Origin of the sequence: Kitasatospora sp. NPDC004669, assembly GCF_040609455.1 — a bacterium.
Taxonomy (GTDB): domain Bacteria; phylum Actinomycetota; class Actinomycetes; order Streptomycetales; family Streptomycetaceae; genus Kitasatospora.
On record NZ_JBEXKB010000010.1, the window covers coordinates 96,171 to 112,029 of the forward strand.

Consider the following 15,859-nt stretch of genomic DNA (forward strand, 5'->3'; position numbering starts at 1 on the left):
CACTCCTTTGACCAGGACTTTCGCTTTCTCGACTTTTCCGCTCGGGATCGTGAACCCGCGTAGCCATCGCACCCGTTGACCCGGACAGAACCGGGTCGCCACCGCCCACAGGGGGACGCCGAATGACGCAGCACCAGGCCGACACCGCAGCCGCCACGACCGCCGCGCCGATGGTGGCCGTGACCGACCTCCGGCGCAGCTTCGGCACCGGCGATCGGGCCGTCCACGCCCTGCGCGGCATCAGCTTCTCGATCGAGCGCGGTGAACTCACCGCGCTCAAGGGCCGATCCGGCTCCGGCAAGACCACGCTGCTCAACCTGGTCGGCGGCCTGGACGAGCCGACCGGCGGCAGCATCGCCCTGGACGGAATCGACCTCGCCGGACTGGACGAGGACGGCCGCCTCGCCCTGCGCCGGGAGCGGATCGGCTTCGTCTTCCAGTCCTTCGGGCTGATCCCGATGCTCACCGCCGCCGAGAACGTCGGCGTCCCGATGCGGCTGCGCAAGGTCCCGGCCGCCGAGCGCGAGGAGCGCGCGCACACCCTGCTGGCCCTGGTCGGCCTGGCCGACCACGCCAACCAGCGCCCCGGCGAACTCTCCGGCGGCCAGCAGCAGCGCGTCGCCATCGCCCGGGCGCTGGCCAACGACCCCGGCCTGATCATCGCCGACGAGCCCACCGGGCAGCTGGACTCGGAGACCGGCCGCTCGATCATGGAGCTGCTGCGCGCGGTGGTCCGCAGCGAAGGCGTCACGGTGCTGGTCGCCACCCACGACCCGACGCTGATGGGGCTCGCCGACCGCGTGATCGAGCTCCGCGACGGGCGGATCGTCAAGGAGGAGGCGGCAGAGCAGGCAGCGTAGGGGCGTCGGGCCCGGGGGCGTTGAGCGTGGCGGCGTCGGACGTGGTGGCGTCGGACGTGGTGGTTCTCCGGGGGCCGCCGCCGCGCTCGGGCTGCGGCCGTTTCAGGTCCAGCGCACCACAGGTCCCCGGTCGGGCCCGGGGCGGGCGGATCGACTGGGCACGGTGGAACACCTCCTCCCCGCCACAAGAGGCCTTGGCCCGCCGCAGTCGCGGGCAGTCGCCCTTGTAGTAGAGCCTCGCCAACGTTCCCGCTGGAGCCGTGGGTGAGTTCGAGGATAGCGAACAGCCCGTCGTAGGCCGACTCCTGAGCGCCGCTGCGCTCGGCCGGGAAGACATCGAAGTCGCGCAGCAGCGTCTCGAAGTCACTTGGCGCTCGACCGGTTCGTCCCCACGGTGAGCCCGTGCCGCCGGGAGACGGCCCTCCCCGCACTTTCCCACGTTCGAGAGAGTCCGGCAGGCCTCCCGCTTACACGGGTATTCGACTTTATGAATCCAATGACAAATCAGTGTGACAGTACGCTGCATCCGGGAATCCATCGGCGATATGCTGCGGCCGTCACCGGGGACTCGATTGTCAGTGGCGTCGACTACCGTCCCTGACGACTCCGCAGAATCCGTTCCATGGGAGGTTCGATGACGATCTCCTGCCGCATTGTCCGCGCGCTCCGGGGCCTCAGCCGGAGGAGACGGCTGTGGTGGCCGGCGGGGCCGACCACCACAGCCCCGGCCTCAACGGCCGGGCGTTCGAGGGGAGATCCCTCAGACCGCCGGGAAGATCTCGGCGTCCGGCTTCAGCAGCTGGCCCGGCTGCGGCGCGGTGCCGTCCACCAGGTAGCGGGTGACCAGGCCGTTCAGCGCCGTGCTGCGGCCGACGGCGCAGTGCTCGATCGAGTCGACGCTGACCAGCACGGCGTTGCCCAGCTCCTGCTGCATGTGCTGGGCGAACTTGTACTGGGTGGCCGGGTCGTAGAGGTTGCCGATCACCATGACGGTGTTGGAGGTCTTCTTGTTCCACGGGCCGCTGAAGCGCTCGGCGTCCCGGGCCGGGGCCGGCCAGCTCGCGCAGGCGGGGGCGTCGAAGGCCTGGTAGCGACCGAAGCTCGGGGACTCCTGCTCCCAGGCCCGGGCGACGTTGGCGAACACCCGGTCGTTCGACGGGTACGGCTTGTCCTGGCAGTTGACGCCCATGTAGGAGTCGTCGGCGGTGTACTCGGAGTCGGCCGGGGCCTCGCGCAGCGCGCGCGGGACGTTCACCGTGAGCTGGTTGGCCTCGTCGTCCGGGACGGTCGTCTTCGGGGCCAGCAGGGCGGCTGCGGCCGGCTTCTGCATCACCTGGTAGGTGGCCTGCAGCGACTTCGCCAGCGGAGCCAGCTTGGCCTGCGAGTACAGGGCGCTGGCCACCTCGCTGGTGAAGCTGCTCAGGGTCACCTGGGAACCGCTGGACAGCGTGATCGGGCTGGTCCGCAGGTGGTCGCGGAGCTCGTCGAACTTGGCGCGGGTGTCGCCGTCGCCGAAGGCGCAGCGCGGGGCGCCGGCGGCCTGGCAGCGCTTCAGGAACTCGTCCAGGGCCAGCTCGAAGCCGCCCGCCCGCTGGCGGTCGTACTCCAGGCCGTTGTGCAGGCGCAGGTTGGGGTCGACGTTTCCGTCGATGATGATCGCGCGCACCTTGTTCGGGTACATGTTCGCGTACGTCGAACCGATCAGGGTGCCGTAGGAGAATCCGGCGAAGGTGAGCTGGGAGTCACCGACGGCGCGGCGCATCCGGTCGAGGTCGCGCACCACGTTGATGGTCGACATGTGTTCGATCAGCGGGCCGGCGTTCTTGCTGCAGGCGTCGGTGTAGTCCTGGTCCGCGTCCAGGGTGTCGTCGATCTCGGCCTTGGTGACCGGCACGCCGACCATGCGGTTGTTGACCGCGTCGGCCTCTTCCTGGGTCTTGAAGCACTTGAGCGGGTTGCTCCGGGCCACACCGCGGGGGTCGAAGCCGACCAGGTCGAACTTGGACTGCACCTCGGCGCCGAAACGGGTGGTGGTCGCCCACATGTAGCCGCTGCCGCCCGGGCCGCCCGGGTTGAGGAACAGCGAGCCGATCCGCTTCGACGGGTCGCTCGCGCGCCGCCGCATCATGGCGATGCCGACCTTCTCGCCGGACGGGTTGTCGTAGTCCAGCGGCACGGGGTAGACGGCGCAGTCGTAGATGCCGGGGTCCGGCTTGCTCGGGTCCGGGTTGCACGGCTTCCAGTCGACGGGGTCGACCTTCGCCTCGGCGGCCGCGGCCCCCGGCGCCTGGTCGAACGGCGCGGCGGACGCGGCGACGGCGGTACCGGTGACAAGGGCGAGCGCGCAGGTGACCGCTCCGGCCAACGTGGATATGCGGGACAAGGAACCTCCTCCGTACTGAAAGGGCGGCCCCAGACTGTCAGTCGGAGATCTCCGTGTGAAGACCTCGAAGCGGCGGAAATGTTCGCGACTTCACGTTATACATGGTCGGAATATTCTGTGAATGAACCAACTTGACGGTTGATTGACCCGACTGCGGTTCAACTCGTGACGGTTCTTCGCGCCGACGGCCGGCGGCGGTGAGCCGGGCCGCGGGTCTCCGGCGTTGCCCGCGGCCCGGGGGCCGACCGCTATTCAGCGATCGGCTGCGACAGGTTGTCCTCGGCGACGACCTGGTAGACCGCGTTCAGGCTCGGCGGGCCGACCAGGTCCTTGATCCGCTCGAAGCGGCGCTCCTCGACCGGGGCGAGCTTCTCCATCCACGCCTGCATGGACTCCGGCCCGTGGTCGCCCTCGATGAGCGCGATGGTGATGACCTCCCGCGAGTCCTCCAGGGCGGTGGCGGTGATCAGCCGGGTGCGCGGATCGTCCGGGAACACCTCGTCCGGGATCCAGGCCTTGCGGAACTCCCCGTACTCCACACCCTCGTTGAGCTTGCGCACCATCACGGCGACGAGCTGCATGACGTCCTCCCCCAGCATGTTTCTTGCAGTGCAAGAATCTGACGTCGACTATTGTTTTCTTGCGCTGCAAGAGTTGTCAAGGCCCGGTCGGGACCACCCCGCGGGGCCACCCCGGGACTCAGGAGGAGCAGATGCCGGGCCGACGCACACGCCCCAGGACGGGCCTGACCCGCGAGAAGATCATCGATGCCGCCCTCGCCTACGTCGACGAGCACAGCCTCGTCGCGCTCTCCAACCGCAAGCTCGGCGCGGCGCTCGGCGTCGAGGGCATGACGCTCTACTACTACGTCCCCAGCAAGGCCGCCCTGCTGGACGGCATGGTCGAGCGCATGCTGGAACTCTCCGCCGGGGACCTCTTCGCCGAACCCAGCGGCCCCTGGACCGACGTGGTCCGGGACTTCGCCGTCGCGCTGCGCCGGATGCTGCTCGACCACCCGGCCATGCTCACCGTGATCGCGACCCGCCCGGTCGCCACCCCGGCCGCGCTCGCCCTGCTCGAACGCGGCGTAGCCGTACTGTGCGCGGACGGCGTTCCACTGACCGACGCGCTCAACGTGCTGAACTCCGTGGTCCGGTGGACCCTGGGACACACCCTGGGCGAGGTCGGCGAGACGCCCCACCACGAGGGCACCGAGCCGCAACGCGAGGAGTTCACGGACCTGGACCGGGACACCTACCCCCACCTGGCCCAGGCCTTCTCCACCGGCGAGGGCCTCGACTCCGAACAGTGCTTCCACCGCACGCTGCGCATCCTGCTCGCCGGCTACGCCGCCGAGTTGGAGCTCGCACAGGAGGGCGACTCGTGACCGGCTAGCCTCCGTTCGCGCCGCGCAGGGCGGCCGCCACCAGGCCCTGGATCTCGTCCGCCCCGGTCTCCCCGCCTCCCACCAGGCGGTCGAAGACCAGTCCGTCGATGCAGGCCAGCAGGGTGGCGGTGCGCCCGTCGGGGTCGGGGACGCCCCGACCGGCGAGGAAGGCGCGGACGACGGCCCGCCCCGCATTCTCCCGCGGCACGAGGATCTCCCGCAGTTCGGGATCGCGCACGCTCTCCACCGCGCAGGCGTACCGCGCCAGCGACCTCCGCCGACCCTCGCCGGTCAGCCGATGACTCATCAACTCACGGATCCCATCGATCAGTTCACCCTCTGATCGGATCGCCACCCGCTCCCCCACGGCCTGCAGCTCACCCTGGTCCAGTTCGACCAGCCGGCACACCAGGGCGGTGAGCAGCGCCTGCCTGGTCCGCAGATAGGCGGAGGTGGTGCCGACCGGCAGACCGGCCGCCGCATCGACCGCCCGGTGGGTCAGCCCCCGCACGCCGGCGTCCGCCAGCACGCCGATCGCCGCATCCGCCAGCACGGTCCGCCGATCGGGCCGCCCCGCCCGACCGGTGCCGACCTGCCCCTGCTCCTCATCTCGCCGCATCCCCCCTTTCTACCGGCACCGATCCACGGCGCGCCCACCCCGGCGGCCGAGGGCGGCTGCGCACAGATCGCCGAGCGACCGCCCACCGGGCCTTCCGACGGGCACCCGGACCAGCCCCGCAGCGTCGGAACGGCCCGCCCCCGCCCGCCCGACAAGCCCGTAGTAGGCTCCTTCTACAGCTGTAGAAGGCAGCGCGACGACACGGGAAGGGCCGGGCATGAGCAGCAACAGCGCGGTGGTGGTCGGGGGTGGGATCGGCGGATTGGCGACCGCGATCGGGCTCCGGCTGGCGGGGTGGGACGTGACCGTGGTCGAGCGGGCGGCAGTCCTGGACGACGCCGGGGCCGGGATCTCGCTCCACGCCAACGGCATGCGGGCGCTCGCGCTCCTCGGGGTGGGCGAGGCCGTCGAGGCGGCCTCCCGCCGGCAGTACACCGGTGGAACGCGGACGCCGGACGGGCGTCGGCTCGCCGTGATGGACGGCAAGGCGTTGGAGCGGGAACTGGGCGCGCCGATCGTCGGCATCCCCCGCGCGGACCTGCACCGCATCCTGCGCGAGGCGCTGCCCGCCGAGTCCCTGGTGATCGGCGCGGAGGTGACCGAGGTCGACACCTCCCGGCCCTCCCGGGTCACGGTGGGATGCGACGACACCACCCTGGAGGCCGACCTCCTGGTGGCAGCCGACGGCATTCACAGCCGGATCCGGCGCCGCCTCTTCCCCGCCCACCCCGGCCCGGTGTACAGCGGCTCGACGGTGCTGCGCGCAATCACCGAGCGCCCGGTCGACGGACTGACCGCCGACTTCGAGCTGACCTGGGGCCACGGCGCCGAGTTCGGCCACATCGCCTTCCCGGACGGCCGGGCCGAGTGGCACGCCTCACTGAACGCCCCGGCCGGGGTGCGCTATCGGGACTCGCTGGCCGAGGTCCGCCGCCGCTTCGCACGCTGGCACGACCCGATCCCCGCGCTGCTGGCCGCGACCCGCCCGGAGGACGTGCTGCACCATGACGTCGACGAGCTGGTCACCCCGCTGCCCTCGTTCGTCTCGGGCCGGATCGCCCTGCTCGGCGACGCCGCGCACGCCATGACGCCACACCTCGGCCAGGGCGCCTGCCAGGCCCTGGAGGACGCGGCGACCCTGGCGGCGGCGGTGGCCGAGGGGCGGACGGTCGAGGGCGCGCTCGCCCGCTACGACGCGGCGCGCCGTCCGCGCAGCCAGACCGTGGCCCGCGACGCCCGGCGGGCCGGCCGGATGGGCCAGCAGCTCGCCAACCCGCTGGCGGTCGGCCTGCGCAACGCCGCGATCCGGCTCACCCCGCCCGGCGCGATGGTCCGGACCGTCCTGAAGCACGCCGACTGGACGCCGCCCCGGATCGCTCCCCGTGCCGCCTAGGCACGATCCGTCGAGCTCACTTGACCGGCGATCTGATTAGGCACCATATTACCTTCATGACGCCGCACCAAGGGGCAGATCCGGCCTCCCCCACCCTCGACCAGGCCCGCCGCCAGATCGCCCGCTACGGCCTGACGGCCGACCCGCAGGCGGTCCTGGTCGCAGCCCGGCTGATGGCGGCGGGCGCCCGGCTCGGCCAGGCCGGCGAGGTGCACTTCGGCCGCTTCGGGCTCTCCACCGGCCGCTACCGCCTGCTGTCCGACCTGGAGGACCACGGCGGCGAGAAGTCACCCTCCCAGCTCGCGGCCAGCCTCGGGGTGTCCCGGGCGACCGTGACCGGACTGGTCGACGGCCTGGAGCGGGAAGGCCTGGTGGCCCGCCGCCCGTCCACCGAGGACGGCCGGGGCAACGTGGTGATCCTCACCGCGCGCGGCGCCGACAAGCTGCGCGACCTCGCACCTGAGCACTTCGCCCGAATGCAGTCGCTGGTCGGCGGCCTCTCCGTCGAGGAGCGGGCCACCTTCCTCGACCTGCTGGCCCGGGTCGTCGCGGGCATCGACGCCCTCACCGAGGGCTGACCCGACCCACCCCGAAGGCGGGCCGAGGCGGCCCGCCTTCATCCGGCCCCAATAGTTAGGCACCTAAGCATAAATACTTAGGCAACTAATCAAGACCCGACATCAGAACCGCACAAGGAGGACCCATGAGCAAGAAGGCCCCCGGCGCACCCCCACCCTTCGTCCTGTGGCGGGAGGTCCTGACCGCCTACGCCATGCCCGCCGTGATGGCCGGCCTCGGCGGAGCGGTCACCCGGCAGCCGCAGTTGGTCGTCGCCGCGCTGACCACCATCGGCGGCACCTCCGCCGCCGTGGCCGCCGCCCTCGGCTCCGCACTGCGCCGCCGCCCCGCCCGCACCCGCCCCGCCCGGACACCCCGCGCCCTCGCGGCCGCCGGGCTCGGCCTGGCGGCCGCGGTGCTCGCCCTGGCCGTGGGTCTCGCCGCCGCGCACTGGCTGCCGCAGATCCCGCCGCTCACCGACAGCCCCTGGCCGCACCGACTGCCGGTCGACCTGCCGGTCTCCTCGGCGATCGCGGCCACGATCACCACCTGGCGCTGGCGCGGCAGCCGCCCCACCCGGGAACCGCAGCACCGACTCCGCTCCGCAGACCGACCCGAAAGGCAGACGTCGTGATCGTCATCATGGGCGCCGGTGGCACCACCGGCGGCGCCACCCTGCGCAGCCTCGCCGCCCTGGGCGCCGCGAGCCGTGCGCTCAGCCGCGCCCCCGCCCGGCTGGCCGCCACACTCGACGACCGTACGCTCGCCCGCACCGAGACCGTCGCGGCCGATGCCGCCGACCCGGACTCGCTGCGGGCCGCCTTCCGCGGCGCGCACCAGCTGTTCCTCACCATGGCCAACGGCCCGCACCAGGTCCGGCACGAGCTGAACGCGATCGACGCGGCCGTCGCCGGCGGCGTGGAGCACATCGTCAAGGTCTCCGCGCCCGCCGCCGAGGCGGACTCCCCCGTCGCCGTCTCCCGCGGCCACCACCTGATCGAGGAGCGCCTGCGCTCCTGCGGCGTCCGCACCACGGTCCTGCGGCCGTACGCCTTCATGCAGAAGCTGCTGCTCCTGGCCCCCGGCATCGCCGCCGCCGGGGTGGTGCACGGCGCGATGGGACGGGCGCGGTGCAACTACGTGGACGCCCGGGACATCGGCGACGTCGCGGCCGAGGTCCTCACCCGCCCGGAGCTGGGCGGCGACAGCTACCCGCTCACCAGTGGGCGGGCGTACAGCTACCCGGAGCTCACCGCCCTGCTGGGCGAACTGCTCGGCCGACCGGTCCGCTACCTCGACCTGACCCCGGCCGAACTGCACGCCCACCTGACCGGCCGGGCCAAAATGCCGGACTGGCTGGCCACCCATGTGGTCGAGATCCAACAGCTGGCGGTGATCCGCGAGGAGTCGCCCGACGACACCTTCACCCGCCTGGTCGGGCGCGCCCCGCGCACCCTGGAGGCCTTCCTCGGCGAGCACCTGCACCGCTTCCGCTGAGCACCCCTTCGGCGTGGCGGGCCGGGCCCGAGGCCGAAACGCCGGGCCCGCCACCCGAACGGAGCAGCATCCGCTGTGGCATGGATCACCATCCGGAATTCTCCCTGACGATTCGTCAATTCGACTGATGCTTCGTCACATCAGAGCGACAAAGCATCAGTTGTTGTCTGATCGTTCGTCAGATTCGGCCATTCCAAGCCCAGTTGAGCCGAGTGTCCGCTCCTGCCGTGGCGGAACCCCGGGGCTACCATCGGTCGGGTTGTCCGCTCCGGCCCCGGAGTGGGGGTCACCCGGTCAGGCGGTGCTCCCACCGCCCCAGGGGCCGGGCATCGGTCGGAACGGGGCGAGGACGAGGAGCGCACGGCTGCCATGACCGCTGAACCGATCCACCCGGAGCAGTACGCCGAGCCACTGCGGGCCGAACCGGCGCGCGCGCTGTTCCCCGGCCGCCCGGCCGCCGCCCCGCGCACCCTTGTGGACGTCCTGGACACCACCGTGCGCGCCCACCCCGACGAACCGGCCCTCGACGACGGTCGCACCGTGCTCAGCTACCGCGCCCTGGCCGCCGAGGTCGAGCAGCTGCGCCGCCGGCTGGCCGCCGTCGGGATCGGCCCCGGCGACCGGGTGGGCGTCCGGGTTCCCTCCGGCACCAACGACCTCTACGTCTCGATCCTGGCCGTGCTCGCCGCCGGGGCCGCCTACGTCCCGGTGGACGCCGAGGACCCGGACGAGCGCGCCCAGCTGGTCTTCAGCGAGGCCCAGGTCGCCGCCGTGCTCGGCGCCGAGCGCGCCGTCAGCACCACCGTGACCCGCGCAGCCGTCAGCGGGCGCCGCCCCACCCCGGGCGACGACGCCTGGATCATCTTCACCTCCGGCTCGACGGGGAAGCCCAAGGGCGTCGCCGTCACCCACCGCAACGCCGCCGCCTTCGTCGACGCCGAGGCCGCGCTGTTCCTCCAGGAGGAGCCGATCGGCCCCGGCGACCGGGTGATGGCCGGCCTGTCGGTCGCCTTCGACGCCTCCTGCGAAGAGATGTGGCTGGCCTGGCGCCACGGCGCCTGCCTGGTGCCCGTCCCCCGCTCACAGGTGCGCAGCGGCGCCGACCTCGGCCCCTGGCTGGCCGAGCAGGAGATCACCGTGGTCTCCACCGTCCCCACCCTGGCCGCGCTGTGGCCCGCCGAGGCGCTCAACGAGGTCCGGCTGCTGATCTTCGGCGGCGAGGCCTGCCCGCCCGAGCTGGTGCAGCGCCTGGTCACCGAGGGCCGCGAGGTGTGGAACACCTACGGCCCGACCGAGGCCACCGTGGTCGCCTGCGCCGCGCTGCTGACCGGCGAGGGGCCGGTCCGGATCGGCCTGCCGCTGGACGGCTGGGACCTCGCCGTGGTGGACGAGGCCGGCCTGCCGGTCGCCGCCGGCGGCACCGGGCAGCTGGTGATCGGCGGGGTCGGCCTGGCCCGCTACCTCGACCCGGAGAAGGACGCCGAGAAGTACGCGCCGCTGCCCTCGCTGGGCTGGGAGCGCGCCTACCGCAGCGGCGACCTGGTCCAGGCCGACCCGGCCGGCCTGCTGTTCCTCGGCCGTACCGACGAGCAGATCAAGCTGGGCGGCCGCCGGATCGAGCTCGGCGAGGTGGACGCGGCGCTTCAGGCGTTGCCCGGCGTGGCCGGCGCGGCTGCGGCCGTGCGGACCGCGCGCGGCGGCAACCAGCTGCTGGTCGGCTACCTGGTGGTCCAGGACGGCTTCGACCGCGAGCAGGCCGTCGAGCGGCTGCGTGCCGAGCTGCCCGCCGCCCTGGTGCCGCTCCTCGCCCCCGTCGACGCGCTGCCCACCCGCACCTCCGGCAAGGTCGACCGCAACGCGCTGCCCTGGCCGCTGCCCGAGCTGGAGGCCGCCGGGCCGACCGAGCAGCTGTACGGCACCGAGGCCTGGCTGGCCGAGCAGTGGGCCGAGATCCTCGGGGTGCAGGTCACCAGCGCGCGCGACGACTTCTTCGCGATCGGCGGCGGCAGCCTGGCCGCCGCCCGGCTGACCACCCTGCTGCGCACCCGCTACCCGAACGCGGCCGTGCTGGACGTCTACCAGCACCCGACGCTGCGCAAGCTCTCCCGGCACCTGGAGCGCACCGCCGCCGAGGGCGGTGAGACCCGCACCATCGCCCTGGTGCCGACCCGGGCCAAGCTGCTGCAGCTGCTCCTGCTGATCCCGCTGTTCACCGTGGTCGGCCTGCGCTGGACGGTCGCCCTGCTGGCCGCCGGGAACCTGCTCTCCCACCTCGGCGACTACCCGTGGGCGCCCACCGCCTCCTGGTGGGCGGTCGGCGCGGGCGCGCTCGCGCTGTACAGCTCGCCGGGCCGGCTCGCCATCGGGGCCGGGGGCGCCCGGCTGCTGCTGCGCGGCCTGCGCCCCGGCAGCTACCCGCGCGGCGGCGCCGTGCACCTGCGGCTGTGGGCGGCCGAGCGGCTCACCGAGCTGAGCGGCGCGACCGAGCTGTCCGGCGCCTGGCTGGTCCCCTACGCCCGCCTGCTGGGCGCCAAGGTCGCCCGCGAGGTGGACCTCCACTCGCTGCCGCCGGTCACCGGGATGCTCAAGCTGGGCCGGGGCTGCGCCGTCGAGGCCGAGGTCGACCTGTCCGGCTACTGGCTGGACGGCGACCGGCTGGAGGTCGGCCAGGTCAAGGTCGGCGCGGGCGCGGTGGTCGGCACCCGTTCCACACTGCTGCCCGGTGCCCGGGTCGGCAAGCACTCCCAGGTGCTGCCCGGCTCCAGCGTCACCGGCCAGGTGCCGACTGGCCAGCGCTGGGGCGGCGCGCCCGCCGTCAAGCTGGGTCGGGCCGACTGGTCCTGGTCCAAGAAGCAGCCGGTCCGCCGGCCCGCCTGGGCCGCGATGTACGGCGCCGGTGACGCCCTGCTCGGCCTGCTCCCGGTGCTGCCCGCCGCGGCCGCCCTCGTCGTGCTCTCCCGCTTCGTCGACCAGGGCGCGGACCTCGGCCCGGCCCTCGGCGGCGCCCTGCTCGGCCTGCTGCCCGCCACCCTGGCGTACGGCGCGCTGTACGCGGCGCAGCTGGTGGTGCTGGTCCGGCTGCTGAGCATCGGCCTGGTGCCCGGGGTGCACCCGCTGCACGGCCGGGTCAGCTGGCAGGCGTGGACGGTCAGCCAGCTGATGGACCGAGCCCGCGAGGTGCTGTTCCCGCTGTACGCCGGGCTGGTCACCCCGCTGTGGCTGCGGGCGCTGGGGATGCGGGTCGGCCGGGGCGCCGAGGTGTCCACGGTGCTGGCGCTGCCCAGCCTGACCACCGTCGGGGACGGCGCGTTCCTGGCCGACGACACCCTGATCGCGCCGTACGAGCTGGGCGGCGGCTGGATGCGCCTGGGCGAGGCGAAGGTCGGCGAGCGGGCCTTCCTCGGCAACTCGGGGATGACCGCGCCGGGCCGTTCGGTGCCCAAGCGGGGCCTGGTGGGCGTGCTGTCGGCGACGCCGGAGAAGGCGAAGAAGGGCGGCTCGTACCTGGGCATGCCGCCGATGCGGCTGCCGCGCGCGGCGGACCAGGCGGACCAGAGCCTGACCTACGAACCTCCGGCCCGGCTGCTGTGGGCGCGCGGACTGGTCGAGCTGGCCCGGCTGCTGCCGGTGCTGGCCTCGGGGGCGCTGGGCCTGCTGACGGTGGCGGCGCTGTCCCGGCTGGCGACCGGCTCCCTGCTCCTGGCGGCGCTGCTCTCCGGTCTGGTGCTGCTGGTGGCGGGCGGCGTGGCCTGCCTGGTCGCGGTGGCGGCCAAGTGGCTGCTGGTCGGACGGTTCCGGGCGGTGGAGCACCCGCTGTGGAGCGGCTTCGTGTGGCGCAACGAGCTCGCCGACACCTTCGTGGAGGTGCTGGCGGTGCCGTGGCTGGTCGGCGCGGTGCCGGGCACGCCGGTGCTGAACCTGTGGCTGCGGGCGCTCGGCGCCAAGGTCGGGCACGGCGTGTGGTGCGAGAGCTACTGGCTGCCGGAGGCCGACCTGGTCACCCTCGGGGACGGGGTCAGCGTCAACCGGGGCTGTGTGGTGCAGACGCACCTCTTCCACGACCGGATCATGCGGATGGATACTGTGGTCCTCCGCGAGGGCGCCACCCTGGGCCCGGGCGGGATCGTGCTGCCCGGCAGCACGGTGGGCGCGCGAAGCACGCTGGGCCCGGCCTCGCTGGTGATGCGCGCCGAGTCCGTCCCCGCGGACACGCGGTGGCTGGGCAACCCCATCGAGGCGTGGCAGAGCACGTCATGACCATCCCTGAGACCCCCGCTGGCACGACCCCCCGTACGACTCCCCGTCCCGGCCCGCAGGAAGCGCCCGTCCCCGTGAAGTCCAAGCACGTCCCGTCGGCCGCCGACGGCCCGGACCCGTACTTCCCCGCCAGCGGCGACCACCGCTACCGGGTGCACCGCTACGAACTCGCGCTGGACTACCGGCCCGGGCCCAACCGGCTGGCCGCCTCGGCCCGGCTGAGCGCGGTGGCGGACGCGGCGCTGGCCGAGTTCGCGCTCGACCTGGCCGAGTTCCGGATCGGGCGGGTACTGGTCGGCGGCAAGGCCGCCCGCTACACCCACCGCGGCGGCAAGCTGCGGATCCGCCCGGCGAAGGCGCTCGCGGCGGGCGCGGCCTTCACCGTCGAGGTGCACTACACCGGCAACCCGCGCCCGGTGCGCAGCCCGTGGGGCGGCCTGGGCTGGGAGGAGCTGACCGAGGGCGCCCTGGTGGCCAGCCAGCCGGTCGGCGCGCCGTCCTGGTTCCCGTGCAACGACCGGCCCGCGGACAAGGCGACGTACCAGATAGCGGTCACCACGCCGTCCCCGTTCACCGTGGTGGCGAGCGGGCGGCTGCTCACCCGGACCACCCGGGCGTCCAGCACCACCTGGGTGTACGAGCAGGGCGCGCCGACCTCCCCGTACCTGGTGACCGTGTCGATCGGGCACTACGTGCCGGTGCCGCTGGCCGCGCGCCCGGCCGCCCCACGGACCGGGTACGTGGCGCAGACCGGGTACGTGCCGCAACCGCTGGCCGAGGCCTTCGCCCGGGACTTCGCCCGGCAGCCGGAGATGATGGCCCACTTCGCCGAGGTCTTCGGGCCGTACCCGTTCGGTGAGTACGCGGTGGTGGTCGCGGACGAGGAGCTGGACGTCCCGGTGGAGGCGCAGGGCGTGGCCACCTTCGGCACCAACCACCTCGGCGGCGGCTGGGAGCGCGAGCGGCTGATCGCGCACGAGCTGGCCCACCAGTGGTTCGGCAACAGCGTCTCGATCGCCGACTGGCGGCACATCTGGCTCAACGAGGGCTTCGCCAAGTACGCGGAGTGGCTCTGGTCCGAGCACGTCGGTGGCCCGGGCGCGGCCGTGCACGCCGCCGCCGCGCACCGGTTGCTGGCCGGGCTGCCCCAGGACCTGCGGCTCGGCGACCCGGGCCGCAAGCTGATGTTCGACGACCGGCTGTACCAGCGCGGAGGCCTGGTGGTGCACGCGCTGCGGCGGGCGCTCGGCGAGGACGCGTTCTTCGCGATGCTGCGGGACTGGGCGGGCATCTACCGGCACGGTGTGGTCGCCACCGGCGACCTGCTCGCGCACGCCTCCCGGTACACCACCACGCCGCTGGGCCCGCTGTTCGAGGCCTGGCTGGAGCGGCCCGAGCTGCCGGCGCTGCCTGGCTGACGCCTGGATCCAGCAGGTCCGGAGCCCGGCTGGGCTACTGTCCGTCCATGCCGATGAGTACAAACGATCAGATGACCGACCAGCTCGACGAGCTGCTGCCCACCACCCGCCGCGCCCTGCTGCACCGGGTCGCCGTCGCCCAGGCCGAGGGCCGTACCCCCTCGTTGGTCGCCGGGGTGGTCCGGGACGGGCGGCTGGTGTGGAGCGGCGCCCGCAGCATGATCGACGGGCACGCGCCGACGCCGGACGTCCAGTACCGGATCGGCTCGCTCACCAAGACCTTCGTCGCCGTACTCGTGCTGCGACTGCACGACGAGGGCCTGCTCGACCTCGCCGACCCGCTGGCCCGCCACCTGCCGGGCACCGCGGCCGACGGCGCGACCGTCGCCCAGCTGCTCGCGCACTCCGGCGGGCTCGCCGCCGAGACCCCCGAGCCCTGGTGGGAGCGGACGGAGGGCTCGCTGCGGCCCGAACTCGGCGATCTGCTGGAGCGGGCGAACCCGCTCAAGCACCCGGCCGGACGCCGCCACCACTACTCCAACCCCGGCTACGCGCTGCTCGGCGCTCTGGTGGAGAAGCTGCGCGGCAAGCCCTGGGGCGAGGTGCTGCGCCGCGAGGTGCTGGCACCGCTCGGCATGGACCGCACCACGCTGCTGCCCGAACACCCGCACGCCGGGGGCTTCGCCGTCCATCCGTGGGCCGATGTCATGCTGCCCGAACCGCTCACCGACACCGGTCTGATGGGCCCGGCCGGCCAACTCTGGTCCACCGGCGCCGACCTGGCCCGCTGGGCGGCCTTCCTCGCCGCCGGCGACGACAAGGTGCTGCGCGCCGACTCCCTCGCCGAGATGCGCCGCCCCGCCGTCGGCCCGGACGACGCCGGCTGGACCTCCGGCTACGGCCTCGGCCTGCAACTGCGGCGCCACGAGGGCCGATCGCTGTACGGCCACTCCGGCTCGATGCCCGGCTTCACGGCCGGCCTGTGGATCAGCGAGGACGACGGCCTGGCCGCCTTCGCCCTGTCCAACGCCACCAGCGGCGCCAACACCCCTCTGCTGGCCGCCCAGTTGATCACCACCACCGCCGAGCACGAGCCCCGGCTCCCCGAACCCTGGCGCCCGCTGCCCGAGGTGGACGAGGACCTGCTCGCACTCACCGGCCCCTGGTACTGGGGCGCCGCGGCCAACGCCCTGCGGCTGAAGGCCGACCGCGTCCTGGAGCTGACCCAACTCGCCGGCGGCCGCCGGGGCTCGCGCTTCCGGCCCCAGCCGGACGGCACCTGGATCGGACTGGACGACTACTACGCCGGCGAGACCCTGCGGGTGGTCCGGGGCGCCGACGGCACGGTCAGCCACCTGGACGTCGGCTCCTTCGTCTACACCCGCGAGCCGTACGGGCCGGCCGGGGCCGTCCCGGGTGGCGTCGACCCGCAGGGCTGGCAGGCGGGTTGAGCCCACTGATCGAGTGGTGACCGCGGGGGCGCACGA

At 73.4% G+C, this 15,859-nt stretch carries 12 protein-coding genes; 9 read left to right on the forward strand and 3 right to left on the reverse strand.

What is annotated here, in order from left to right:
• Positions 1–122: 122 nt before the first annotated feature.
• Entirely contained in the window at positions 123–860 is a 738-nt protein-coding gene (locus ABZW30_RS11120; protein WP_355670781.1) for an ABC transporter ATP-binding protein, read from the forward strand.
• Between the two features lie 760 nt (positions 861–1,620).
• Here the strand turns inward: ABZW30_RS11120 and ABZW30_RS11125 are convergent.
• Together ABZW30_RS11125 and ABZW30_RS11130 are read right to left on the reverse strand one after the other, a co-directional pair.
• Positions 1,621–3,243, reverse strand: coding sequence for an alpha/beta hydrolase (locus ABZW30_RS11125; protein ID WP_355670782.1), 1,623 nt, complete (start codon positions 3,241–3,243; stop codon positions 1,621–1,623).
• Positions 3,244–3,491: 248 nt separating this feature from the next.
• A complete protein-coding gene (locus ABZW30_RS11130) occupies positions 3,492–3,824 on the reverse strand; it encodes a hypothetical protein (RefSeq protein WP_355670783.1) in 333 nt (110 codons plus the stop codon).
• A 131-nt stretch (positions 3,825–3,955) separates the two neighbouring features.
• Between ABZW30_RS11130 and ABZW30_RS11135 the strand changes: the two genes are divergently transcribed.
• Positions 3,956–4,630, forward strand: coding sequence for a TetR/AcrR family transcriptional regulator C-terminal domain-containing protein (locus ABZW30_RS11135; protein WP_355670784.1), 675 nt, complete (start codon positions 3,956–3,958; stop codon positions 4,628–4,630).
• 4 nt (positions 4,631–4,634) lie between these two features.
• Here the strand turns inward: ABZW30_RS11135 and ABZW30_RS11140 are convergent, their stop codons facing one another.
• Entirely contained in the window at positions 4,635–5,249 is a 615-nt protein-coding gene (locus ABZW30_RS11140) for a TetR family transcriptional regulator C-terminal domain-containing protein (protein ID WP_355670785.1), read from the reverse strand.
• A 217-nt stretch (positions 5,250–5,466) separates the two neighbouring features.
• Here ABZW30_RS11140 and ABZW30_RS11145 point away from each other — a divergent pair, with 217 nt between their 5' ends.
• From ABZW30_RS11145 to ABZW30_RS11175, 7 genes are all read left to right on the forward strand, one after another.
• Positions 5,467–6,642, forward strand: coding sequence for an FAD-dependent monooxygenase (locus ABZW30_RS11145; protein ID WP_355670786.1), 1,176 nt, complete (start codon positions 5,467–5,469; stop codon positions 6,640–6,642).
• 56 nt (positions 6,643–6,698) lie between these two features.
• Positions 6,699–7,220 carry a MarR family transcriptional regulator gene (locus ABZW30_RS11150; RefSeq protein WP_355670787.1) on the forward strand — a complete coding sequence of 174 codons (522 nt, stop codon included), beginning with the start codon at positions 6,699–6,701 and terminating at the stop codon, positions 7,218–7,220.
• A 125-nt stretch (positions 7,221–7,345) separates the two neighbouring features.
• Positions 7,346–7,834 carry a hypothetical protein gene (locus tag ABZW30_RS11155; protein ID WP_355670788.1) on the forward strand — a complete coding sequence of 163 codons (489 nt, stop codon included), beginning with the start codon at positions 7,346–7,348 and terminating at the stop codon, positions 7,832–7,834.
• Positions 7,831–8,697, forward strand: coding sequence for an NmrA family NAD(P)-binding protein (locus ABZW30_RS11160; protein WP_355670789.1), 867 nt, complete (start codon positions 7,831–7,833; stop codon positions 8,695–8,697). Before ABZW30_RS11155 ends, ABZW30_RS11160 begins: the two co-directional genes overlap by 4 nt.
• Before the next feature lie 369 nt (positions 8,698–9,066).
• Positions 9,067–12,954 carry a Pls/PosA family non-ribosomal peptide synthetase gene (locus ABZW30_RS11165; RefSeq protein WP_355670790.1) on the forward strand — a complete coding sequence of 1,296 codons (3,888 nt, stop codon included), beginning with the start codon at positions 9,067–9,069 and terminating at the stop codon, positions 12,952–12,954.
• Positions 12,951–14,372 (forward strand): M1 family metallopeptidase, encoded by a 1,422-nt coding sequence (locus ABZW30_RS11170; protein WP_355670791.1) that lies wholly within the window; start codon positions 12,951–12,953, stop codon positions 14,370–14,372. Before ABZW30_RS11165 ends, ABZW30_RS11170 begins: the two co-directional genes overlap by 4 nt.
• A gap of 71 nt (positions 14,373–14,443) precedes the next feature.
• On the forward strand, positions 14,444–15,823 hold the full coding sequence (locus ABZW30_RS11175) for a serine hydrolase domain-containing protein (RefSeq protein WP_355670792.1): 1,380 nt from the start codon (positions 14,444–14,446) through the stop codon (positions 15,821–15,823).
• The last annotated feature ends 36 nt before the right edge of the window (positions 15,824–15,859 follow it).

Coding starts and splice junctions, on each gene's coding strand:
- ABZW30_RS11135 (WP_355670784.1), top strand. CDS start 3,956: ATGCCGGGCCGACGCACACGCCCCAGGACGGGCCTGACCCGCGAGAAG.
- ABZW30_RS11140 (WP_355670785.1), bottom strand. CDS start 5,249: ATGCGGCGAGATGAGGAGCAGGGGCAGGTCGGCACCGGTCGGGCGGGG.
- ABZW30_RS11170 (WP_355670791.1), top strand. CDS start 12,951: ATGACCATCCCTGAGACCCCCGCTGGCACGACCCCCCGTACGACTCCC.
- ABZW30_RS11165 (WP_355670790.1), top strand. CDS start 9,067: ATGACCGCTGAACCGATCCACCCGGAGCAGTACGCCGAGCCACTGCGG.
- ABZW30_RS11130 (WP_355670783.1), bottom strand. CDS start 3,824: ATGCAGCTCGTCGCCGTGATGGTGCGCAAGCTCAACGAGGGTGTGGAG.
- ABZW30_RS11155 (WP_355670788.1), top strand. CDS start 7,346: ATGAGCAAGAAGGCCCCCGGCGCACCCCCACCCTTCGTCCTGTGGCGG.
- ABZW30_RS11120 (WP_355670781.1), top strand. CDS start 123: ATGACGCAGCACCAGGCCGACACCGCAGCCGCCACGACCGCCGCGCCG.
- ABZW30_RS11175 (WP_355670792.1), top strand. CDS start 14,444: ATGACCGACCAGCTCGACGAGCTGCTGCCCACCACCCGCCGCGCCCTG.
- ABZW30_RS11150 (WP_355670787.1), top strand. CDS start 6,699: ATGACGCCGCACCAAGGGGCAGATCCGGCCTCCCCCACCCTCGACCAG.
- ABZW30_RS11145 (WP_355670786.1), top strand. CDS start 5,467: ATGAGCAGCAACAGCGCGGTGGTGGTCGGGGGTGGGATCGGCGGATTG.